Origin of the sequence: Roseibacillus persicicus (assembly GCF_014651675.1) — a bacterium.
Taxonomy (GTDB): Bacteria; Verrucomicrobiota; Verrucomicrobiia; order Verrucomicrobiales; family Akkermansiaceae; genus Roseibacillus; species Roseibacillus persicicus.
In genome coordinates, this window is the sequence record NZ_BMXI01000006.1 from 225855 (window position 1) to 248690 (window position 22836).

General features: G+C 56.1%; 13 protein-coding genes and 1 other RNA gene. 9 read left to right on the forward strand and 5 right to left on the reverse strand.

Translation table 11 applies throughout. The annotated features are described in order from the left end of the window. Positions 1–112: 112 nt before the first annotated feature. On the reverse strand, positions 113–3436 hold the full coding sequence (locus tag IE099_RS08970) for a LamG-like jellyroll fold domain-containing protein (RefSeq protein WP_189569578.1): 3324 nt from the start codon (positions 3434–3436) through the stop codon (positions 113–115). Between the two features lie 553 nt (positions 3437–3989). On the opposite strand from IE099_RS08970, the gene IE099_RS08975 reads away from it, so the two are divergent. The 6 genes from IE099_RS08975 (at position 3990) to rnpB (ending at position 11097) form a co-directional block, all read left to right on the forward strand. Beyond that, positions 3990–7757: a PilV family protein gene (locus tag IE099_RS08975; RefSeq protein ID WP_189569579.1), complete on the forward strand. Its 3768-nt coding sequence runs from the start codon at positions 3990–3992 to the stop codon at positions 7755–7757. A gap of 37 nt (positions 7758–7794) precedes the next feature. Then, positions 7795–8469 (forward strand): hypothetical protein, encoded by a 675-nt coding sequence (locus IE099_RS08980; RefSeq protein WP_189569580.1) that lies wholly within the window; start codon positions 7795–7797, stop codon positions 8467–8469. Between the two features lie 105 nt (positions 8470–8574). Next, positions 8575–9507 carry a BON domain-containing protein gene (locus IE099_RS08985; RefSeq protein WP_189569581.1) on the forward strand — a complete coding sequence of 311 codons (933 nt, stop codon included), beginning with the start codon at positions 8575–8577 and terminating at the stop codon, positions 9505–9507. A 4-nt stretch (positions 9508–9511) separates the two neighbouring features. Next, complete coding sequence (locus tag IE099_RS08990) at positions 9512–10231, forward strand: hypothetical protein (RefSeq protein WP_189569582.1); 720 nt, start codon at positions 9512–9514, stop codon at positions 10229–10231. Then, on the forward strand, positions 10231–10731 hold the full coding sequence (locus IE099_RS08995; RefSeq protein ID WP_189569583.1) for a DUF456 domain-containing protein: 501 nt from the start codon (positions 10231–10233) through the stop codon (positions 10729–10731). Before IE099_RS08990 ends, IE099_RS08995 begins: the two co-directional genes overlap by 1 nt. Before the next feature lie 13 nt (positions 10732–10744). Beyond that, positions 10745–11097, forward strand: an RNA gene (gene rnpB, locus IE099_RS09000) — RNase P RNA component class A. A gap of 221 nt (positions 11098–11318) precedes the next feature. On the opposite strand, the gene IE099_RS09005 is transcribed toward rnpB, so the two are convergent. After that, positions 11319–11699, reverse strand: coding sequence for a HesB/IscA family protein (locus IE099_RS09005; protein ID WP_189569584.1), 381 nt, complete (start codon positions 11697–11699; stop codon positions 11319–11321). Positions 11700–11816: 117 nt separating this feature from the next. Here IE099_RS09005 and mutL point away from each other — a divergent pair, with 117 nt between their 5' ends. The 3 genes from mutL (at position 11817) to IE099_RS09020 (ending at position 17157) form a co-directional block, all read left to right on the forward strand. Beyond that, the gene (mutL, locus tag IE099_RS09010) at positions 11817–13655 is read left to right on the forward strand and encodes a DNA mismatch repair endonuclease MutL (protein ID WP_189569585.1); all 1839 of its coding nucleotides are present in this window, start codon (positions 11817–11819) and stop codon (positions 13653–13655) included. A gap of 135 nt (positions 13656–13790) precedes the next feature. Then, positions 13791–16172: a family 16 glycosylhydrolase gene (locus tag IE099_RS09015; RefSeq protein WP_189569586.1), complete on the forward strand. Its 2382-nt coding sequence runs from the start codon at positions 13791–13793 to the stop codon at positions 16170–16172. A gap of 52 nt (positions 16173–16224) precedes the next feature. Further along, positions 16225–17157, forward strand: coding sequence for an NAD(P)-dependent oxidoreductase (locus tag IE099_RS09020; RefSeq protein ID WP_189569587.1), 933 nt, complete (start codon positions 16225–16227; stop codon positions 17155–17157). Between the two features lie 14 nt (positions 17158–17171). Here IE099_RS09020 and IE099_RS09025 read toward each other — a convergent pair whose 3' ends face one another. The 3 genes from IE099_RS09025 to IE099_RS09035 form a co-directional block, all read right to left on the reverse strand. After that, positions 17172–18041, reverse strand: a complete 870-nt coding sequence (locus IE099_RS09025; RefSeq protein ID WP_189569588.1) for a sulfotransferase family protein — start codon at positions 18039–18041, stop codon at positions 17172–17174. Between the two features lie 300 nt (positions 18042–18341). Next, on the reverse strand, positions 18342–20252 hold the full coding sequence (locus IE099_RS09030; RefSeq protein ID WP_189569589.1) for a choice-of-anchor Q domain-containing protein: 1911 nt from the start codon (positions 20250–20252) through the stop codon (positions 18342–18344). A gap of 157 nt (positions 20253–20409) precedes the next feature. Beyond that, positions 20410–22830 carry a trypsin-like peptidase domain-containing protein gene (locus IE099_RS09035; protein ID WP_189569590.1) on the reverse strand — a complete coding sequence of 807 codons (2421 nt, stop codon included), beginning with the start codon at positions 22828–22830 and terminating at the stop codon, positions 20410–20412. Positions 22831–22836 lie beyond the last annotated feature (6 nt).

Consider the following 22836-nt stretch of genomic DNA (forward strand, 5'->3'; position numbering starts at 1 on the left):
GTTTTCTAGATGCGAACACAGTTGAAGTTCTGGGCTGAGCCCGAAAAAAATGGCCCCTGGAGTTTCCTCCAGAGGCCATTTGCAGTGTTTTTCTGATTTCAGTTAGAAAAATCTAGTTTTCGCGAATGACGTAGAACTTTTTCGTAGTTCCTCCCAGCACTCCGGTGTCGGTGAAACTGGTGGTTGCTCCGCCATTGGCAATGTTGGCGTTTTCGACTGTCCAGCTCGCGTAAGGAAGCGAGAGATCGGTTGTCGAAATCACGTTGTAGGAGGCAGCGCCGCCCGCAGAGTTCCAAGTGATGGTCGCGTCATCGGCGGCCGGGACGTTGGCACTTACACTGACAATCTCGATGTCGCCAGCAGGGGCAACCACGCCATTGAGCATCTCGAGAGCGGAGTAACCGGCCCGACCTCCATCAGCGAGCGCCTCGATGTCGGTGGCACTGAGAACCTCACCAAAGAAGGCCAAGTCGTCCATGCGCCCACGGAATTCGCGGTCACCGCAACAAGGATCGTCACCGATTGTCCACAGAGCTGTGGTTGCCTCGAAGGTCGAGGAAACTCCAGTCCGCTCATTCTGAAGGGCGCCATCAACATAAGTCTGCGCGCTGCCGGTTGTTCCATCCCATGTGATGGCCACGTGCTGCCAGACGCCGGTCTTGAACGTGCCCTGAGAGACGGAGCTTCCATTGTTGGCAATGCGATAATCAGAGCCTCCATCTGCCTTGTTGGAAATTCCCCAGAACTCGGTTCCCGTGGTCCCGCGATGGTTGATGATGCCTCCGCGAGCGCCATTGCCAAGAGAGTTGGCGTTGACCCAAATCGAGATGGTGAAGGCGGTAGTGGAGCTATCGTAAGGATCTTCCACAACCATGCTGGTGTCCGGTGCGCCGGTGTTTGGCAGGCTCAAGGAGGCGTTGCCGATCAGTGGTGTAGAGGTGTCCCAGGCAATGGAACCGATTTGGTTGGCTGTTTCCTGCGCGGTCGACGCGGGTGCCGGAGCGGTGTCAGCCGCGATGATTCCTTCTCCCTCGTCGAAGCTATAATAGGAAAGCAGAGTTCCGCTGATAGTCGGCAAATTCACACTAGCCGCGTTGTCCGGGTCCGTCCCGGCAGTAATCTCATTGGGGTCGGAAACTCCGTCCATGTCAGTGTCCCGGGAGTTCGGGTCGGTGATAAAGCCGTTGCTGGTTACGCCTTCCACTCCCATTTCGACACCGTCGGAAATTCCGTCATTGTCGGAATCTGGATCATTAGGGTCGGTGGGCTCATTGCCGAAAGCGCCATTGGCGTCGCCAAAATACTCATCCCCGTCGGAGACTCCGTCATCATCTGAATCGGGGTCATTTGGATTGGTGAAGGACAAATCGAGCTCGTCGACGTCGTCAATTCCATCTCCGTCGATATCAGACCCCGAGGTGAAGTCACTATCCAAGTTGCCGATGAGGTCCAGTTCCCACTGGTCGCAAACCCCATCACCATCGGTGTCGTCCACCTTCAGGCTCTCTGGAGCCGAGGTGAAGTTGGTAAGAAGGTTGTTTCCGGCGATTCCTGATTCATAGATGCCATTGATGAGGCCGGAGGGAAGGGCTGCGTTGAACATGGCGAAATCGTCCAAGCAGGCGTTGACGCGGCGGCTGCCGTTGGTGCCGTCCGCACCCAGGCCCCAGGCATTGGAGTCGGTGATCTCCGAAACGCCGTTGAAGGCGCTCGATGCGAGTTGATTGCCGTTGAGATAAGTGGTGGCAGTGGAGCCGTCAAAAGTGACCGCGACATGATGCCATTGGCCCAAGGTCAAATCGTTGGTGCCGGAATCCAGTGCTTGACCGGAAATCCGTGCTTCCAGAGCCCGGTTGGGGGAGCCATCGATTCCCAAGCCATAGTTGCGTCCGGTGCCGTTGTTATCAGTCACCTCGCGGGTCATAAAGATTCCGAGGTAACCTGCCTGACGGGGCTTAATCCACCCCATAATCGTAAACTGGGGAGAAGAGCTTTCCAGTCCAGCGATGGGATCGATTTTGAAGAAGGTATTATTTTCTCCCGCAAGGTCCGCGTATCCACAGATTCCGTCTCCCGCGCCTGTGGAGAGCTTCCAGGTCAGGCCGTTGGCGTTTTGGATTGGTCCGTCTGGGACCTGACCCGACTTGTCGACAGCCACTGTCCCGTTGGCATTGTCCAGAGGCCAGTATCCGATCAAGTTGGGATAAAAGTCAGGGAAATCAGCGCTATCAGTGGGATCTGTTCCGATGTTGAACTCATCCAAGTCGTTGAATCCGTCTCCGTCAGTGTCGGCGGAATTCGGGTCGGTGACAAAGGTGGAATCGATTGTATCAAGAAGCTCGGAGCCGTCCGACAAGCCGTCACCGTCACTATCGGGGTTGAGGGGATCGGTTGCCGCATTGGGCGAGCCGATTGGGAATGGGTTGAGGCTCCCGGTCACTTCTTCGCCATCCAGAAGATTGTCTTCATCGGTGTCATTAATGCCGGGATCCGTGAAATGAACATTCATCTCATTGGCGTTTGACAGATTGTCGCTATCGAAGTCGTCGGTCCCGTTCTGGGTCAGATCACCCAACAAAAGTTCCTCCCAAGTATCACACATTCCATCGCCATCACTGTCGGGGTTGGCGATCGAAGCATAGGTGGGATCAATCGTGAAGGCGAGGTCGTTGGCAGGGTTGCCGTCCAAATCCTTTGTCGCGATGCTGGCAATCGTAGAAGCGTCGATCGCGCTATTAAAAACGGCGACTTCGTCGATATCACCCACGAACTGGCGGTCCGAGGTCGCTGGGTCGAAGCCGACCAGCCATTCTCCCGAAGTGGTGATGGTATCCAGAGCGCCTCCCTGTACGTCGGAGTTCACTTCCACGCCGTCGAGGTAGACTGTTCGATTGACGCCATCGTAGACGACCGCGCCGTGGTACCATGTTCCCACCGCTACGCTACCGTCTGCGCTCTTTGTGGAATCGCCGCTGATTCGGCCGTCGAAGCGATTGAGATCGTGCTCGATTCCGTAGAGGCGATTGTTGCCATTGCCGTCGTTGGTATCGCGAGTCACCATGATGCCACGCGGCTCGCCAGTAGCGGCATCACTATCGACCCGGAACCATGCCATAATGGTGATGGCGTTGGAGCCCTCAATGCCGCTTCCCAAGCTGGGGATGCTGAAGTAGTCTTCGGTCGCCCCACTGAGGCTGACATGACCGCACAGGGGCCCAAGCTCCCAAGTGGGGTCTCCGGATGAGACGTATTCTGCAGTTCCTGCTGTGCCCGCCGTTCCCGTTGCCAGGTTCGGGACCTCGAAGTCCCCGTCAACTTGGTTAAAATTCCAATAGCCGACCAAATCATCAATGGGTGCGGCAATGGTTTGAGTAAATGATGACGCGAAAGCGCCGAGGACTGCCATTGTGACAGCTGAGGTTCGTTTAGGTTTCATGGTTTTTGTCGTGTATGTGACAGTCGGACTGCCAATTTTCTCAACTCGCTCTTTTCCAAATGCTTCGAGACTAATTGGGTAAGATCACGAAATTACGCAAATTAGTCCTTCGGCAGAGCGGCTAGGTTGTTACTGCCGCACCGCCAACAGATTGGACGCATTTCAATCTTAAAAATGGGTATGTCTCCAAATTTCTAGGATTGCGAAGAAAGGGAATGTTAGATGCAGGCGGCTCGGGAGTAGGGCTGACCTGAGATCGTGAAGGGGCGGGAAGCTTCGCTGAGAAAGTGGTCTCGAGCGGAAGAGATCGTTTTGTTTCTGGCCGAAAATGCCTTGCGGAACTTCGATTTGGAGAAGGGCCGGAGCTTTTTAAACATTTTGACCAGAAAAATAGGGCAAAGGTTTCGTCGGAAAGCAGTAACCAGTCAGACCATCCGGTATTTCGTGTTGAATTCAAAGAGGCCGAAAAAAAAATGTCCACTTTTGTATCTAGCTTGCAGTTACATTGTAATCTCACGAGCCGAATGCGCTCATGAAACCATTTCAACCCATTATGAACTCACGTAGCGGCCATAAACCTAGACGGTCTCAGCAAGGTTTTTCTCTCATCGCAACAGTCACTATGCTGGTGTTGCTTTCCTTGATTTCAGTCGGTCTCTTAACGCTGTCTGCAGCCACGATTCGGAGTAGTCAGGCAGGGAGCTCCCGTCAGGAGGCCGAAGCGAATGCCAGATTGGGCCTCATGATCGCGATTGGCGAACTTCAAAAGACCGTCGGTCGTGATCGCTTCATCACGGCGCCGGCAGGGATCTTTGATGATTCACTGGAAACCTCCCGTCACTACACTGGCGTGTGGGAGGCGAGGGAGGATCCTCGCGAATTAGGGTCTGCGGATGGCCTCGGGAAGAAGATTGACTATGAGAGCCAGGGGGCCTTTCGCCGCTGGTTGGTTTCCAATTCCGATGACAAGGCGTTGGAGCAAGAAGGCTTCTTCGACCGAAGTTCTTTGAACAATACCATTGCTATGGTGGCGGACGGAACAGTTGGAAGTGACCCTGACCGCCAGGTTAAGGCGGGTCGAGTGCCCATCGAGAAGAATGGAGAGAAAGAAGGGGGAAGCTACGCGTGGTGGGTGAGCGAGAATGGCTCCAAGGTTTCCCTAGGTGTGCGTGACTGGGCCACTGCGGGTGACCAGACGGGCAATCGTCCCGAGATTAAGGTCGGCGATCACCTCATTCGTTCCGGCACCCCCGGGGTATATGGATTGGATGCCATTGAAGAGCTGGATTGGGAGTCGAACTCGGAGACCACCAACAAGGTTTTCACCATCGGCACGACCCCATTGGCGTCACAAATCTCCAAGGATGTTCTCGAGGAGTATTATCATGACCTTGCCTTGGGGTCTCGTTCTCTTCTGACCAATGTGACTTCGGGCGGATTGAAGAAGGACTTGAGCCTCTTCTTTGAAGGGGAGCCCGAGGGAGGCGAGTGGACCGGAAGCATCATTGAGGGTAATCCTCCGCTGGGTCCGTATGGAAAAGATTCACTCAGTCCCCACGATGAGTTCGACACCGGCAACTGGAAGCAGTTGCGGCAGCACTACTCCATCCATAAGACCGATCGCGACTCCCAGGAGAAAAAGTTGATGGCGGGAGCGGCTAGTCTGCAGGCAGTGGACGATTTCTCTCCGACGCCCGGGTTGTCGCATCCCTATCCCAGTTGGAATCATCAGCGCAAGCTCGTGACACCTGTCGTTCAGCGCATTTGCTACATTCTATCGGTTGGAGTTCAGGACGCCTCCCGCGGTCGGGTGTCGGCCGAGAAGTTGAATACTGTGACTCCTCGTTTCAAAAACTTCGACAAGGAGCGTAACAAGTACATCCTCACTTTCCACGCCTTTCCAGCGGTGGTTCTTTGGAATCCATATAACCTGAAGATGGAGTGCCCCGGTTTTTCCGTAGGCAACATGGGGATGTCGGTGGAGCACTCGGTGACTGCTTCGGGCGGTGAGTTGGACTACCAGTGGATTGACCACAGCTATCAATCCAATGACGCCAGCTGGAACGTGATCGGAATGACTGTCGATACTCCGTTCGAACTCGAACCCGGCGAAGCGAAAATGTTCTTCGGTTCCGAGGATGTCTATCGCCAGACCAGCCAATTCTATGCTCGCGGCGAGACCGCCCGGCGGGTCTCGAACATCGACTATGACCCGAGCGGCCGCGGAGGAGATTTCTCTGCTGGAATCGTGAAGAACGGTGTCATTGGCGATACTTACAATCAGGGCGATTCCAATTTCCCGGGTGAGCTTTTGCTCAATGGCATGTATCTCAATGCTGAGGACATGGTGGGGATTTCGACCAAAGTCTTCACCCCACAAGGCTCCCGCAATTCCGGTCCCCGTGCGGATTACAATGGTCTCGTTTACTACGCGACTTATTCCTCCTTGGACGTGCGCATGATTATGCGGAGCTTTCCCGGAGGGTATCGCACCACTCCGTTGTGGTGGACCCAGTGGGGTGGCGGTGGCGGTAATCGCCCGCGTGCTTCCAAGTGGTCGGGTAAAGTCAGCTGGCGCAACGACGAAGGAAATCCGGCTTCCGAACAAGGCGAGCTATTTTCCCAGTTCTTCGTTCAGGACCTGGTGGGCGGTCAGAAGAAGCCGTTCATGTTGGTCGATCTGCGCATGAAGAGCACCGATGGGGACAGCGACGAACGCAATCCTAATATCACTTGGCTGCACAACATTCCTTATCATCCCTATTCTGGAATCTCGGGGCAGGGGACATCGGGAAGCGAAACCCAAGGAGCCGGCAATCTCGCTACAGCTGCGCATGCCCGTCCATACACCATCGTCTACACCCCGGTTCAGTCGGCTTTCGAGGCTTGGAACCAGTTGCAGCTGGGCACCGTCGATGGCGAACTTCGTCCTTATATGGGCAACAGCTACGGCCCCAACGGACAGCACAAGGCTGTCGCTACCGAGGTGCCATTGGCTCCTTTGCAGTCTATCGCCCAGCTTCAACACGTGCCCCAGGTGCCCATCGATGCGACCCGCTGGTCAGGTTTGAGTTTGCAGAACTATGCCATTGGTAATTCCTTCGCTAATCCGAATGTTCCTAGCGATGACATCTCCAAGACCGGTTGGTCGGTTTGGTTGGACTCGCGTGTGGACAATGCGGATAGCCGGACAGGAATGCTCGCCGACCTCGATGGGAAAAAGTGGCACGAGACGACCAATGGGCAAGGTCCGTCTACCGAGCACTTCAAGCCGACCAAGCATCTGGACCGCAGTTATGTGGCCAACACCTTGCTTTGGGATGACTTCTTCTTTTCCGGCATCGCGGACTACAACGGTAGCGCTTTGACGAATGCGGGAATGGATACGGTCTCTTCAAGCCTGGAGAATGTGATGGAAGACTTTTTCTCTCAGAAATCCCAACTTCCCAACCCCCGTCTGGTGGCCGATTTGGGGGAGAAAGAGGCCGAGGAAGTGACCCAAGAACTCCAAGAACAAGGCGGCTATCGCAAAGTGGCGGCTTATATGGAAATGGAAGGCGGCTTCAACGTGAACTCTGTATCGAAGACCGCTTGGAAAGCATTCCTGGCATCCAATCTGAAAAAAGGCCAGGCCACTCTCCTCACGGGCCGGACTGTCCGCCTCAATAATTCTGCCGAGGAGAGCAGCGCTCAGAACTACATCATCAGCCGCTACTCCGCGGCCAATGGAACTGGCCACGAAGCGAACTCGAGCTCCAATGAAAGATGGTTGGGCTATCGCGTAGTGACCGAGAGCGACCTCGATGCCTTGGCTGAAGAGATTGTTGCCGAAGTAAAGGCGCGCGGGCCTTTCCGCTCGGTCGCCGAGTTCATCAATCGCCGTTTGGATTCCTCTGATCCCGAACTGGCGGTGAAGGGACCGCTGCAAGCAGCTCTCGACCGTTCTCCAGTCAATTCGGAACTTGCTTCCGATACGATTTCGAAAAGCGAAATCCGCGGCACCGATTACGAATTCGAGGAAGCAGCCTTGGTCTCCCGTCATGCGGGAACTCCATCCTACGTTATGCAGGGCGACCTCCTTCAGTCCCTCGGGCCGATGATTCAGGTGCGCTCTGATACCTTCACCATTCGGGCCTACGGAGAATCTTCGGATGGCGAGGCGCAGGCTTGGTGCGAGGCGACGGTGCAACGGGAAATCGACTGGGTTGATTCCACGGACCTTCCCGAAGAAGACTATCTCGAGGTGAGCAAGATTAACCAGGAATTTGGTCGCAAGCTTCGGGTGGTATCATTTCGTTGGCTTTCGCCATCGGAGGTCTAGTCTTGGACATTCGCTATCTGTGTTTTAAAATCTTATTATGAAGCTCTCTCACACCCCACTACTATTTTTGGCCGCCAGCTTAATGTCTCCCGCTCTTTTGGCCGAAGATGAAGCGCGCACAATCAGTTTCCGTGCTGCCGGATTCGGCTGCGGCCGTCAGGTTCTCGCTACCCAACCGGGCGGGGAAACATTCCAGATTTCCAATAACTTTGTCTCCAACCCCATGGAGGTGACCTTGCGGGATCAGCTGTATTTGGATTTTTACGGGGAAAAAGGAGCCTCCGATGGAAAGCCACTTTTTTCGGTGAAAGTCGCAAAAGGGAATGACGAAGCTCTCGTTATTGTCTCACCCAAAGGAGATTCCGGTCTGGGGGGAATGGTGGTCAACCTCGATGCTTTGGGTGTCAGAGGAGGTGGGCAATGTGTCTTCAACATGCTCTCTGTGCCAGTCATGGTGGAATGCGGGGAAGGGGCCAAACCCGTGGTCATCAGGCCGGGCGCAAAGGAAACCATTAGCCCTCCCAGTGAAGGAAAGGTTCTGCAGACTCTGTATTACGCGGGGGCTAAAAACGAGAAAATCAAGTTCAGCAGCAGCCTCTTCTTCAAGGACGAGACCGCCAAGACCATCATGTTTTGCTATGCGGAAAAGGGTGCGAAGTTGCCCCGGGTAATGCCCATCGAAATCTACGACCGGCCGAAGAAGAATGGCTAGTCGGTCAGGACAGGATTTCCGGTTCCGTTTCCTCGCACCAGCAGTCACCTTTGGAGGGTGAAGATTCTCATCATTCTATCAGCACTTCTGCTGATACCCATTGTGATGAAGTTTCAGGAGCGCACGTTTCTTGAGACTTCCGTCCCACGGACCGAGCAAGCCATTTTGGCTGTTCTGGCGGAGCATGGGGTCGCCGAGCCTTCCGTTACGGTCGATTATCTGGATGTGTCCGTCGCGGGACTGGTGTCGGCTGAGGCCGAGGCCCGTGTCATCGGAGAAGAAGTGGATGCGATTCGCGGTGTGCGCCTCGTCTCCAATCAGCTGATTTCTCCAGGTTGGTTTGAAATCAAACGTGAGGGGCTGAGCCTGAACGCCTCGGGCTTGGTCGCCCCACATTGGGTGGATGAGCTTTTGAAAGGGCAAAAGGAAGTGGATGCCCGAGGTTTGGAGGCCAGCAGCAAGGTCCAGATGCTCGGGAAATCCGTGGTGAGCTGGGGGTTGATGATAGATTCTTTCTATGAAGGCGACGGCGAACGGACCTTCTCCTTGCGAGATGGCCGAGTCACGCTCTCGGGGGAAGCGACCCCGGAAAAAGCCCGGGAGTGGCTGAGCGAGGCCAGCAGCTTGGTTCCCGGAGCTCCAGTAACATCCAACTTTGAAGTTTTCCCCTCCGTCTATCATTTCAACTCCCGAACCCCTCTTTCTCCCCTCGAAGGCGAACCGCTCCGAAGCCTAAGCCGCACGCTTGCCGATAGCCTCATCTCCTTCGAGCCCGTTTCAACGGAGCCCACCACGGCAGCTCGCGGAAAAATTCAGGAACTGGCAGAGATTTTGCTCGAGACCGACCAGAAGGTTCGTTTCGTATTGGGTGCTCATCCCGATGCGGGGGGAGAGGCTCTGGCAGCCCGAAGAGCTCAGCAGGTCAAGAGTAGCCTGAAGCAAGCGGGAGTCCCGTCCAGCCGACTGGAGGTCGTCGCTTTCGAGATGACGGAGGATGGGAGTGGGTTTTCCGGGCAAGTTGAGCTACTCATTCTTTAGTCACATGGACGCTTTTAAACACTTTTTCTTCGAGCTCGCTCTTTGGAACATCCTTCTGGTCACCCTCGCATTTCTTTTCGGACTGCTGATGGGGCAGTGGATGTGGGGGCAATTCAAGAAGAAGGTCACTGAGACGAAGGCCGCCCTCCATGCTTGTGAGGATGAACTCAAGATGTTGGCCGACGACGCCGCCCGCTTGACCGAAGCCAATCGCGAACTCGAAGAACAACAGGGTAGTAGTCAAAAGGAGTTGGCGGCGAAGCTGAAAAGTTCAAAAAACTCTCTCGATGAAACTCGGACCAAGGTAGAAAAGTTGGAAGCCAAGCTGAAGGCCTTGGAAAAGGAGGCTGAGGAATTGAAAGCTCAGAATTCTGACCTACTTCAAGATGTGAAAGCAGCTCAAGAATCTCGCGAGCAAATTGCAAGGGAGCTGGAGGAAGCGCAGGACAAGCTGACCGACACCTCGCAGTCTGAGGAATCTTGGAAAAACGAGCGCAAGGAATTGCAGTCCCAGCTCTCCAGCGAAAAGAGTAAGGCTGCCAGCTTGCGGGAAGTGGTCGCGGGATTGAAGGTATCGGAGAAGAAGCTGAAGAAGCAACTCGAAGAGCAGGTGGCGGCACTCAATAAAGAGAAGGCCGAGAAGGCGAAAAAGCCTGACCCTTCCCCGAAGCCTGAAAAGACGGACGGGGACGACGAGTCCGACTCAAGCGAGAAAGGCGACTAATGGATTGGCTACAGGAAAATGGCATCTGGATTGTCACCTGGCTTCTGATGCTCATCGGGGTGGTGGGGACCTTCCTTCCAGTCATTCCGGGCCAAATTCTGATCATCGTAGCGGCAGGAGCGCACTGGTGGGTCAAGGGCGCTGACTCGAATCTGGGGTGGTGGACGATAACTATTCTCGTCGTTCTCTTCGCGATATCACAGACGATGGAATACGTCAGCGGGGCGGTGGGCAGCAAATACTTTGGCGGTAGCAAGTGGGGGATAGGTGGAGCGATTTTGGGTGGATTGGTGGGGCTTTTCTTTGCGCCTTTCGGTTTGCTATTGGGACCGCTCATCGGGGCCTTTGCCTTCGAGTGGTTCTTTGCCAAAAAGGAAATCGAAGAAGCCGCCCGATCCGGAGTCGGTTCCGCCATTGGCACCGTGATGGGAATGGGCATCAAGATTGGGATCGCGGTTGCGATGGCAGGTTATTTAATAGTCGATCTTTTCTGGATTTAGTCCTTACTGCGCGTCCGCTCTCCGGATGGCCGCGGCAGTGCTTCGGCGCTGGCGAGGAAAGTCCGGACTCCATAGGGTAGCGTGCCTTGTGAAAACGAGGGACGGTTTCGCGTAAGCGGAACTGGACGGAAAGTGCCGCAGAAAATATACCGCCCGGCTTGCTGGGTAAGGGTGAAATGGTGGGGTAAGAGCCCACCGCGCCGAGGGTAACCGAAGTGGCAGGGCAAACCCCACGTGGTGCAAGACAGAACAGGGGAAAGGGCGACCCGTCCGTTGATCCCCGGGTATTAGTCGCATAGAGAAATGGTCATCGAAGCTGGCAAAGGGCCGGTGGAACAGAATCCGGCTTACAGGAGAGCGGCCGACTTTTGCTTTGCAGAGAAAAATGGAAAAAGCAAAGGGATGAGGTTGGGGGCGGTTGTCAGTTGTCAGTTGTCAGTTGTCAGGAGGCGCCCCGCATTTTGGTCGCCATCCGAATGACTCCTTTCGCGCTCTTAATCCCAATCAAATCTCAACGACCAGACCTCCATTAATCTGGGGTCATCTGCGTCAATCTGCGGTTCAATTCATTTCCCGCAAAAACCAATCTACTTACAGGCCGTTCCATCCAACGCCGGGTCATACTCTGGCTTCTTCCCCTCTTCCGCAGGCTCAAACGAGGTGCCGCAACCACATGAACGCGCCGCATTGGGATTGGTGATCTTAAAACCCGCATCGGACAAACTGTCCGAAAAATCCAGGGTCGACCCCGCCAAAAAATCCTTCGAATCTTCGGGAATCAACACCCGGGTCCCTTCCGCTTCCACCACGGAATCGCCTTCCTGCGGCTCGGACACTTTCATGGTGTAGGCCAGTCCCGCGCAACCGCCCCGCTCAATCGCCAGCCGCAATCCGGCCGTGGCGGGGGCATTCTTTTTCTGCAAAAGGTCTTTCAGCGCGATGGCGGCTTTGGGAGTGAGAGTAATCATGGGGAAAGCTTAATCCTTCAGCGTATTTTTGCCACAGATTACGCAAATTTTGCAGATTTCGTTTTCGTCATCGCCGCTCTCCTCTAGCTTGGTGCCCAGATGGGAAAGGTCCAGGTCATGTCCGAAACTCTCGCCAGCCAAGTCGCGGCTGGGGAAGTGGTTGAGCGCCCCGCCAGCGTGGTTAAGGAGTTGGTCGAGAATGCCCTCGACGCTGGAGCCCGCGAAATCGTGGTCGAGGTTCGCAAAGGCGGCATCGCCCTCATCAAGGTGCGGGACGATGGCTGCGGAATGTCGCGCGAGGATGCGGTCAAAAGCCTGGAGCGACATGCCACGAGCAAGCTCACGGCGGTGGAGGACCTAGATGGTATTCTGACTCTTGGCTTTCGCGGCGAAGCCGTGCCCAGCATCGCCAGCGTCTCGCGCTTCCGTCTGGTGACCAAGGAAAAGGGGGCTGATTTTGGCACCGAGGTTGTGGTCACCGGAGGCACTCTGGACGAAGTGCGCGAGGCCGGTTGCGCGGTGGGAACCGAGGTGGAGGTTAAGGATCTGTTTTTCAACATTCCCGCCCGGCGCAAATTTCTCCGCACCGAACAAACCGAGGGCGGCCACGTTGAACACGAGGTTCGCATGCATGCCCTGGCCTCGCCGGGAGTGCGTTTTGTTTTTCGCAAAGATGGCCGCACGGTCTTCGATGTTCCCGCGAGCAAGGACCCACGGGTTCGCATCGGCGAGCTCGATGGCCGCGAGCTCATGCGCACCATGTGTGAGGTCGATTGGCAGGACCGGGGCATTTCGGTCACCGGATTCGCGCTGCCGGTGGAAGGCGCGCGCAAGACCCGCAATGGCCAAGCGATGTTTCTCAATGGTCGTCCGGTGGATGATCGCGTGATCTGGAAAGCGGTGGCCGATGCCTATGGCGACCGATTGGGCAAGGGGATGTCACCGGTGGCATGGCTCTGGCTGGAGCTGCCGAGAGGTTCGGTCGACGTCAATGTGCACCCGGCAAAAAAGGAGGTGCGCTTTCATCGTCCCAGCGAGGTGCGCACCATTTTGATAGATGCGGTGGCGGCTGGATTGCGGGGAGAGACGCAAGCAGATGAGCCGAACGCACCGGTGGAAGCTGATGAACTGTCGCCCATGGAGTGGGTTGGCGTCGATGGCGTGGGCGAAGAAGGCGAGGAGCGTTCCGCCTCCAAACCTTCTCTCAAGGCTGTGCCGTTGACGGGGAAGGGCTCCTCGAATTTGCCACCTTTGCCTTCGCGGGAAGCGTTGCAGGAGTTGGTGCGCAAAGCGCCTCAGTCCTCGGCGTCTCCAGTGCTTTCTCCCCAGACGATCACCGTTTCGCAGCAACAGGAACTGGTGGTGGAAAAGGCTCCCCAGGAAGGGGCGGAGAGTTTTCGGCTCGTGGGTTGTTTGTATGACAAGTTCATCATCTTGGAGGGCAAGGACGGTCTCGTGCTGATGGATCCCCGCAATGCCCGCGAGCGAATTGTGTATGAGCGCTTGTTAGGTCGAAACGCCCAAGGGCTTTCGCAGGGCCTACTGGTGCCCGTGGTGCTGCATCTCGATGCCCGCGACGCCGCCATTGTCTTTGCCAATCGCGAGAACTTTGCGGAGGCCGGAATGGACGTCGACGAGTTCGGCGGGAACACCGTGCAGATCCGCAGCGCGCCTGACTTTCTCGGCGAGGGGGAAGTGGAGGAGTTGGTGCTCCGGCTCGTCGATGAATTGATCGAAAGCGAAGGAACCAAGGGCGGGCGCTCAGTGGCCTTTGAAATCTTTGCCGCCAAGTTCGCCAAGCAGGGCGCGCGCGGGGAGAAGGCCCGCTTGAACACTGCGCAGGCTCTGTTAGATGCTCTTTTCGAATGCCAGCTGCCCTATTGCACGGCCGATGGACGTCCTACTCTCGTGCACTACTCGACCAATGAACTCGAGCGCCGCTTCGGTCGGAAGTAGTCCGAGCAACAGCCGGGTGCCGGGGAGGAGAATGATAATGGGTTGCATTGATTTACATGGTGGTTACCTTGCAGTGTGGCCAGCAAATCTCTTTTGAATGAAAATTCATGAGAAAGCCGGGCCAACCGACTTAATATGAAAGCACTTTCGCTCCAACTCTTCGCCCTGCTCGCCAGTGGTCTTTGCGCAATGGCCCAAGAGCTGCCGGGCTGGGAGTTGGTGTGGGCGGACGAGTTTACCCAAGCGGATGGAACTTCCCCCGACGCGACCAAGTGGAACTTCAATCTGGGGCGAGGTTCGAACGGATGGGGGAATGCCGAGTTGCAGTATTACACCGACCGGACTGAAAACGCTCGCATCGAGAACAACCAGCTGATGATCGAAGTTCGGGAAGAGAACAACTACGCCAATTCGGGAGCCAACTACACCTCGGCGCGTCTCTTGACCCAAAACAAGCACACCTGGCAATACGGTCGCATGGAGGCTCGCATCAAGGTTCCCGACGGGCAGGGACTGTGGCCCGCTTTCTGGACCCTGGGAGCGGACATCACGAGTGTGGGGTGGCCTTCGTGTGGTGAGATCGACATTATGGAATTTGTGGGGCGGCTGCCCGATGAAATCTTCGGGACCATTCACGGGCCGGGTTACGCGGGAGGGGATTCGTTTGAAAGCATTTACGAATTCGGAGGCCCGGTTTCCAGCGACTACCACACCTACGCCATCGAGTGGGAGGAAAACCTGATCAGGTGGTATGTCGATGGCATTCACTACCACACAGCGACCCCAGCCGATGTGGCTCCTAACAGCTGGGCCTTTAACCATGACTTTTTCATCCTGCTCAACGTGGCGGTGGGGGGAAACTTCGGTGGTCCGGTCGGCTCTGCGGTCTCTTTTCCCAAGCAAATGCTGGTCGATTACGTTCGGGTCTATGCTCCGGCCGGGGGTGGAAACCGTCTGGCGAATCCGGGCTTTGAGACGGGCAGCCTATCGTCGTGGATCCCCTATGATGGTGCGGGGGCGAACGATCCCGGGGCCTTTGTTGAGTCCACGAACTCGACCTACTACAACGGGGGAAATGGGGGAGACCATGTTCTCACTCGTTCCGGAACCTATGTAGCCAAAGTGTTCGGCGATTTCATTGGAGCGGAGAATTTTAATGGAATCTATCAGGATGTGGCGGCCACTCCGGATAGTCTTTGGAGCGCCCGTGGTTTTGCCCTAACCCATCCGCAGGATCTGATGAGTGGGACCAATACCGCTTGGCTGGAGGTGAGCTTCCGCGACGATTCGGATGCGGTTCTCAGTCTCCATCGTTCGGAGATCCAGACTTCTTCCAACGTCACTCCGGGAGCTTGGATGGAATTGGAGGTGAACAAGACCTTGGACCCAAATACCTTCGAAGTGACCGAAACGGCTTCCGAATTGACTGCTCCAGAGGGAACGACAAAGGTTCGCTTTCAAGTCGTCTATCGTCAGGACGAGGGCTACGACGGTGGATCGATGTATTTCGACGATCTGAGTCTCGACGAGATTGTCGTCGAGCCTTTGGACCCAAGTTTGGAAATGGGAACGGTCGTGAGCTGGGTTCCGGAAAACTCTACCAGCAGCTATCAATTGCAGGCTTCGGAAGACGGGACCAGTTGGTCGAATGTGGGAGAGGCAATCGAGGGAGTTGAGCTCTCAGACTCCTTCAGTCCTTCACTTTCCGCTTTCTATCAGGTGGTGGAGACCACGGCGAGTTCCTCCGGGAATGGCGTGCTCAACCCCAGTTTCGAATCCATCGAACCAGCCCAATACCCGAGCCCCGGGGCCGTAGATTGGCGCATTGCTTCTAGTGAGGATCTTGACCCGAGCAACGGCTCCTCATCGATGACTGTGGAAGCAGTGTACGACGCGTTCACTCCGAGGACGGGTGACCGGATGTTGGTTGTCGAAAGCTCCACCCCTTCTTCGGGGCCAGTGGTCGCTCCTTCCTCGGATGTTCGCAGTGCTCTCATTCCGGTGGATGCCAATACCGTCTACGACCTCACGTTCTACGCAGCGCATGTGGTGAAGACGGGCGGAGCGAACCCGCAGTTGAATGTCCGGTTTTACAATGCTGATTCGGGTTTTGTTGGCGATTCAGGTTACGAATCTTTTGCCTCCATCGACTCGTCCTGGACCGAAGTCACGAGTCGCTTTACGACTCCGGCGGGAACTGCGTTTGCGGAGGTCTCTTGGATTCAAGCGCTCGGTGCCGGAAACAATTTTCATTGGGTGACTCTCATCGACGACGTCGAGCTCCTCACCGACAGCCTCCCCGGCACGGAAAATATTCTGAGCGCATCGCAAGAGCGGGGCTACCAAATCTCTTGGAACACCACCTTGGGGCGCAGCTATCAGATCACCTCCAGCAACGATCTACTGAGCTTTCCGACGGTCGAAGCCACCTTGAGTGGAGATGGCTCCTTGATGAGCCACTTTGGCCCAGCTCCTGAGGAGTCGCGCTTTTTTCGCGTCGAGGAATTAGCTCCCTAGGCAGGTGCTCAAAGAGGGTTGACTGAAGGAGGGGGAGCGGGAAGATTCGGCCATGAGCGATAGGAAAGCAGTGGCACCGGGGAAGACGCGTTTGGGCTGGATTGGGACAGGAGTGATGGGGCGGAGCATGGCTCGGCATCTCATGGAGGCGGGGTTTGAGTTGACGGTTTTTTCGCGCACGAGGGAGAAGGCGGCCGAGTTGTTAGAGATGGGCGCGGAGTGGGTGGACTCTCCGGCGGAGGTGGCGCGGCGGTCTGAGGTGATCTTTACCATGGTGGGGTTCCCTTCCGATGTGCGGGAGGTGATCTTGGGGGAAGATGGAGTTTTGTCCGGCGCGAAGGCGGGATTGGTGATTGTGGATATGACCACCAGCGAGCCAACCTTGGCAAAAGAGATTTTCGAGCGGGCTCGGGAGAAAGAGGTGGCGAGTCTCGACGCCCCGGTTTCTGGGGGAGATGTGGGGGCCCGGAACGGAACTCTTTCTATCATGATTGGCGGGGAGAAGACCGTGGTTGAAACTCTGCAACCGTGCTGGGATGCAATGGGAAAAACGATTGTGCATCAGGGTGAACCCGGTGCGGGCCAGCACACCAAGATGGTGAACCAGACCCTCGTCGCTGCTGGCATGGTTGGAGTTTGCGAAGCCTTGCTCTATGCCTCTCGTGCGGGATTGGATCTGGAGACGGTGTTGCAGTCGGTCTCTTCCGGGGCGGCTGGAAGCTGGGCTCTTTCGAACCTTGGCCCTCGTATCATCGCTCAGAATTTCGAGCCTGGTTTCTACGTCGAACACTTTATCAAAGACATGGGCATTGCCCTGGCCGAGGCGGAACGGATGGAGATCAAACTGCCGGGCTTGCAACTGGCCAGTGAACTTTACCTCAAGCTCCAGGAGATGGGGCACGGTCGCAAGGGGACGCAAGCTCTCCAGTTGGCGCTCGCCGAGATGAGCGGGGTGGACTGGAGTCAAGCTGGGCCGCGCTGTTAGAAGGCTTTCTTAAGCTAGCTTGTGGGGAGCGTGTGTTGTTGCGGTTCGCTCTGCACTGCCTTCGAGGTGATGCGGAAGGCTTTGGAATCAGTGAGCTCGCGCCAGAACGAGAGTTGCGCGTACTTTTGAAAAAGGTCGGGAGGGAGAATGGTCGGACGCGGGCGCGGGGCAACCTCTTTGTGCACCCGGTGGAGACCATCGAGACCGAGTTGGGCGTCGAACTCCGGGGCGTCGTAGCTCACCGACTCGAAGTCATGTTGATAGGGCTCTTCGCCAAGAAACTCGTAAATGAGTTTGAAAACGTCATTGGGTCTCTGGGTGAGCATGTCGTATTCAACAATGATGAGGCGGTCGGCGAACTCGGAGTAACAGGCTTCGCGCAGCGCTTGGTAGGGGAAGCCAACCAGACTATTGGGACCCGCCAAGGATTCCACGCGGGTGTAGACTGTGGCGCGTTGATTGGGGTGGGCAAAGATGCGGGTGTTCTCAAACGCATTGCGGTGAAACTGCCGCTCCATGGAGTCCATGATCCAGGCAACGTCGCGCACGAGACAAATGAGTTTGGCCTCGGGAAAGAGCTTCATGAGCGCGGAAAGTTTGGCGGTCCACGCCCGGTTGGTATCGAAGATGATGGGCTCGCTACGATCCGCATAGTAGCTCTCGAAGAGCCCCCGTAGGATTCGCCCCCGTTGCTCCTCGTCCACCATGCTGGACATTTCGCTGCCAGCCGAGACTTGCGAAATGACCCCCTCGAAGAGTCCGGCTACCGGACTGGACATGCCTGCGTGAAAGCGTGGGTTTTGACGTAGAAGGGCTGCGGTCAAGGTGGAGCCGCTGCGAGGCAAGCCCGAGATAAAGTGAAAGTTGGGTCCGTTGGTGGGCATGAGAAGGGAGCGTGCTGAAGGCCGAGGGGTCTCAAGGGTGATAGCCTACCGTGTAAAAGTGTCGATAGTGACCAAGTTCGGTCGACTCTTTTTAGGAAAGGTCCGGGCAAAAACAATGGGCAAGGTTAGAAGTTGTTCGCCCCTTCTCTCCAGAAATAGCATTTTCCCTCTTGTCCCAAGAAGAAGACATTTCCCAGATGCTTTCGTTGCCCTTCGGCGCACCTGGGAAATGTCTTTCCCCTATGAAAAAATCGTTAGAGTTGCTTTCTCCTTATGTAAGGTAGCGGTTGTCCTGCGAGGCTATTCGGAATCCTTAATCTCAAGCTTGTAGAAGGCCTTCGGAGAGGGTGGGGCGGTGTCGGTGATGGTATAGATGCTCTCGACAGGGTCAAAGTCCGAACTGTTCCCAGCTTCTTCGTCCACCACGGTTGCGCCATCGAAGGTGAAGATGGAAACGAAGTCATTCAAATCGGTGGAACGGCTGACCACCCAAGCTTCGCCCTCGGCAATTTCTCTATCGTTGGTGAAGGAGAGGACGGCGCTGCCATCTGCTGCGATCCCAGTGAAACTCAAAACCAGGTCACCACTGGCGAGATCGTAGCTGGCGGTGAATTCGACTGCTCCAAGGTCGACCGTGGAGTCGGCTACGCGAGGATAGCCACGGGCATCGATGGGGAGGGCTTCCGAAGTGTCGGAGTCGTTATCCAAGTCTTGGCTGTCGGCCGGGAGACCGCCATTGTCACCAGCATTCTCGGCGACGCCTCCTTGCAGAATGAGCAGGGTGGATACGGGACCACCATTGTCTGCCAAAGTTCCGGTCACGATTCCATTGGTCTCCGAAGTGGTCGCGAAGACGTTGGCGGCATCGGTTTCGATGATTTGATCGCCGGGGAGGGTGAGACCTATGGCTGAGCTAAAGAGATTGGGCGAACCGAGCACCAAGGCTCTGGAGCCATTGTGGGAAAGATCGGTGCTGCCGGTCGAAGCGTTGTTGAAAGCGACGATTGAGTTGCCGACATTGAGACCGGTCGAGGCTGCATAAACTCCTCCGCCCCGGTTGGCCGCCGAGTTGGCGGTTACCGAACAGCTTTGCACATGGAGGTTGTTCGTGCCCCGACTGTAGATGCCTCCTCCGGAAGCTTGCGTGGAATTGCCGATGATTGTGCAGTTGGTGAGAACGGCTTCCGTGCAACTGTAGGCCGCGATTCCGCTTCCGGCGTTGCTGACGTTGTTAGAAATGGTTGAACTGCTAACCGCAATAAAATCACTGTAGGAACTGGAAATGGCGCCTCCAAAGAAGGAAGAGCTGTTGTCGACGAAGGTGCTGTTTTCGATCAGAAGCTCTCCTGTAGAGTTGCTGAGAAGACCCCCGGCAATTCCCCGATTGCGAGTGGTGCTGGTGGCAGAATTTCCCGAGAGGAGGCTGTTCTCGATGCTCACCAAGTCCAAACTATCAGTCGCAATTCCTCCTCCGCTGGTGACAATATTCTGCGTGCTGCTCGTGGTGTTTCCTGAGACTTCGCAGTTGGAGAGAATCAGTTGGGAACCATCGTTTCTCGTGCCATCGGCGAAGATTCCGCCCCCTCGACCGCTGGCAGAATTGTCGCTAATTGAGCAATTGGTGAGGGTCAACTCCGACCGTTCGGAGTTAATGGCACCTCCGTTGGCAGAGGATACGTTGTTAGAAATATCACAGTTGGTCAGGGTCAGAATCGACTGTTCGACCTCAAGGGCTCCTCCCTTGATGCTATCGCCATCTATCAAGTTCAAGTTGGACAGCGAGACGGTGGAAAGGGGGATGTAGAAATGACGTGTCTGGTTGTCTCCTGAGATCGTAATCCGTTCTTCGGGTCCATTGATGGCGAGGTTTTCGCTAATGATGATTTCTCCCTGCGTCAGGGTTAAGGTCCCGACCAGTTCGGGTGCGAAGGTGATGGTGTCGGCCTCGGTCGTCGCGTTGGCTAGTAGGATCGCTTCGCGAAGAGTTGCGCCATCGGCATCGACGTCGGATAAAGTATCGACGGTGAAGTTCGCGGCTTGACCTGCCGCTGGAATCATCACTGCCGCAGTCGAAAGAGCCAATCCACCCCGTTGATGAAACTCCTTAATTGCCCGGTCCCTGATCCAGAGGAAGAAGGACTGCCTCCGCTGTCGCCCCGCCGATTGATTGATAGAAGGAGAGCGCCAATGAGGTGTGGAATGCTTATTCACGATGGTTGGATGACGGGTTAAAGTGTCAAGGTGGCCAACTGAGGAGTGAGCAATATTAGTGCCAAAAGTGATAGTTTTTTAACCTAATCGCTTTTTCCGGCTTTGGAGGCTGTTGCCCTGTTAGAGAGCTGGTTTCCCAAGAGTGGCGTGGCTTGATTCAGCGGGCTTCGAGGAGCTCAAGGCGTTCCTGAAGATCGCTCAGATTTTCCTGCACCTCATCGATGAGGTCGCGCACCGCTTGGATATCATCTTCATCGAGGTCGTCCTTCTTTGTGGGAGCGACTTTCTGCAAGAACGGAGCGAGCTCCTCTAGCGGAAGGGCGTAAGTCTTCACCCGGCCGGCGCGAGCCACGTTGATGCCGAGACATTGTCCCTGCAGGTTCAGGATAGGTCCACCGCATTGTTCGGGAGAGAGAGGCATGTCGTGTTGCAGCACCAGAGGATAGCCAGAAACCTTTTTCGAGAGCGGGCCCGACATCTCATTCATCTTGATAAAGGCGGCGCTGTGGGACCCGGCGGGACGCGAGCCGAGGGGGAATTGAAGAGTCTTCTTCACTCCCTCGCGCTCGAGTTCGATTGTGATTTCGTCGCCTCCCGAAAAGCCCTGGATTCTGCGCGCAAAGTTGCGGGGATCGCCCGCAGGTTTCCCGTTGAGAGTGAGGAGATGATCCCCGGGAAGGATTCCTCCCTTTTCGGCAGCCCCTTCCTTCACTAGCGAGTCAACGGTGAGCTTGCCATCGATGAGACCCGAACGCAGGCCAAGAAGTCCCATGCCCTTGAGGGGGCGGGGGAGGACGCTGACAACTCCGATGCCCATCGGCTCCCCAGTGTGAGATGGGGTGAAAAGAAGTTGTCCCAGATCGAAAGAGGCGGTCGGACTCCATACGATGGGGGACAGATCGTTGGCTTGGACCCGAAGGAGCGCGAGATTGCGGTCGGGGAAGCTTTCCATCCGTTTTCCGGGGTAGCTCTTTCCGGCGATTCTCACGGTGAACTCGTTCTTTGTGATGTTCTCGTCACTGGTGAGAAGCCACCCATCGGAGGTGATGACGGTTGCCAACGAGACAGGGGAGTCGTCGACTAGGATTTCCGCCACACTAGGATGTGCTTGGGCGGTGATGGGGCGCACGGTTGCGATGAGGGCGTAGTAGAAGGGATCGACGAGACGGATGCGCGGGCCTTTCTCGCCCACGAGGGCTCTCTCTTCTTTGCTCAATTTAGCCATGCGTTCGCGCACCCGCCGGGCCAGACCTTTGTTCCCGCCCAGTTCTCCCAATTGAGCAGGGCTCAGTTCGAGGACCTTGCCGGTGCGCATGGTTTCCTCAAAGAGCTCGAGTGCGGAGGGTGGTCCGGGCGTGGTGTCTTCCTGTGGTGCGCGCACGCGGGCATTGGATCCGGTGCGCTCGGCGATACGCGCGAGAACCCGGTCCATTCCTCCAAACTTCTTCAATTGTTCTTCGGTCAGCTTGAGCTGCTTTTTTCCCGCCCCGCCATTGATGTAGTCGTCGAGAAAGAGGTCAAGGGCCGCAGTCTGCTCCTGCTCTTTGTTCTTGTTGGGTTCCTTCGGGTTGTTCGGTTGCTTGGTGGCCTCTGCGTCTCTTTGCTTGAGGAACCGATTGAGACTGACGGTTCGGACATTGAGGTCCTTGGATTCGCCATTGCGATCCACGGTGAGAACAAACTTTTCACCGATGCCCAATCCGCGCATGAGCTCTAACAACTTTTCTTGCGAAGTGACTTTCTCGCCGTCAAAGGCGGTGACAACGTCGCCCTTTCGGACGCCCGCTTTGGCTGCTGGTGAACCCGGTGCCACGGACTCAATCTTGACCAGGTCTTCCTCCGTGAGCACGCGAAAGCTCACGGCCGGACGGTCGCGACGCGAGGATGGGCGTTCTCCAATCTTTTTGCCCGCCAGCATTTCCTCCCAATGGTCATGAAAGACCGAAATCGGGACATGGCTGTTGTCGATCAAGCTCGCTCCGATGTTGGCGTTGATGCCGATGAGTTGCCCTTTAATGTTGAAAAGGGGGCCACCGGAATCACCGCTCACCACCGCGCAGTCGGTCTCGATAAAGTCGCCTACGGAAAGGATGCGGCCCAATCGCACGGGGGGAGTTCGCTTGACGTCGAATCCGCCAGGGTGACCGAGCGCAAGGCACCATTGGTTAAAGGAGTAGTCGTCGCTTTCTGCCAAATCGACATGAGGATACTCGCCTTTCTTTGTGATGCGCACCATCGCGGCATCACGTGTGTATTCTCCACCGAGGACTTCTGCTGGAAGGCGGGTGCCATCGGGCAGAATGACGGTGAGCTCTCCTGGCATGGCGTTGACGACATGGGCTGCGGTGAGAACGAGGCCGTCTTCACTCACAATCACTCCGCTGCCTGCGCCCCCACCGACGAGCCCCACCGTGGCATCAGCACAAGTTTGGGTAACCGCGATGAGCTCTTGGTTGAGTCTTTCGAGATCGGAGAACTTTTGAGGTAAGGGAGACTCTTCGATTTCGGCCGCTAAGGAGCCTGCCTGCATTCCAATGGCGCAGAGTGCGAGCACTCCCTTCGAGACAATTGAATTCATGAATAT

What these genes read in the sequence shown, in the direction of transcription:
- IE099_RS08990 (WP_189569582.1), top strand. Translation starts at nt 9,512, where the DNA reads ATGGACGCTTTTAAACACTTTTTCTTCGAGCTCGCTCTTTGGAACATC.
- IE099_RS09035 (WP_189569590.1), bottom strand. Translation starts at nt 22,830, where the DNA reads ATGAATTCAATTGTCTCGAAGGGAGTGCTCGCACTCTGCGCCATTGGA.
- IE099_RS08995 (WP_189569583.1), top strand. Translation starts at nt 10,231, where the DNA reads ATGGATTGGCTACAGGAAAATGGCATCTGGATTGTCACCTGGCTTCTG.
- IE099_RS08970 (WP_189569578.1), bottom strand. Translation starts at nt 3,436, where the DNA reads ATGAAACCTAAACGAACCTCAGCTGTCACAATGGCAGTCCTCGGCGCT.
- IE099_RS09020 (WP_189569587.1), top strand. Translation starts at nt 16,225, where the DNA reads ATGAGCGATAGGAAAGCAGTGGCACCGGGGAAGACGCGTTTGGGCTGG.
- mutL (WP_189569585.1), top strand. Translation starts at nt 11,817, where the DNA reads ATGTCCGAAACTCTCGCCAGCCAAGTCGCGGCTGGGGAAGTGGTTGAG.
- IE099_RS09015 (WP_189569586.1), top strand. Translation starts at nt 13,791, where the DNA reads ATGAAAGCACTTTCGCTCCAACTCTTCGCCCTGCTCGCCAGTGGTCTT.
- IE099_RS09005 (WP_189569584.1), bottom strand. Translation starts at nt 11,699, where the DNA reads ATGATTACTCTCACTCCCAAAGCCGCCATCGCGCTGAAAGACCTTTTG.
- IE099_RS08980 (WP_189569580.1), top strand. Translation starts at nt 7,795, where the DNA reads ATGAAGCTCTCTCACACCCCACTACTATTTTTGGCCGCCAGCTTAATG.
- IE099_RS09025 (WP_189569588.1), bottom strand. Translation starts at nt 18,041, where the DNA reads ATGCCCACCAACGGACCCAACTTTCACTTTATCTCGGGCTTGCCTCGC.
- IE099_RS08985 (WP_189569581.1), top strand. Translation starts at nt 8,575, where the DNA reads ATGAAGTTTCAGGAGCGCACGTTTCTTGAGACTTCCGTCCCACGGACC.
- IE099_RS08975 (WP_189569579.1), top strand. Translation starts at nt 3,990, where the DNA reads ATGAACTCACGTAGCGGCCATAAACCTAGACGGTCTCAGCAAGGTTTT.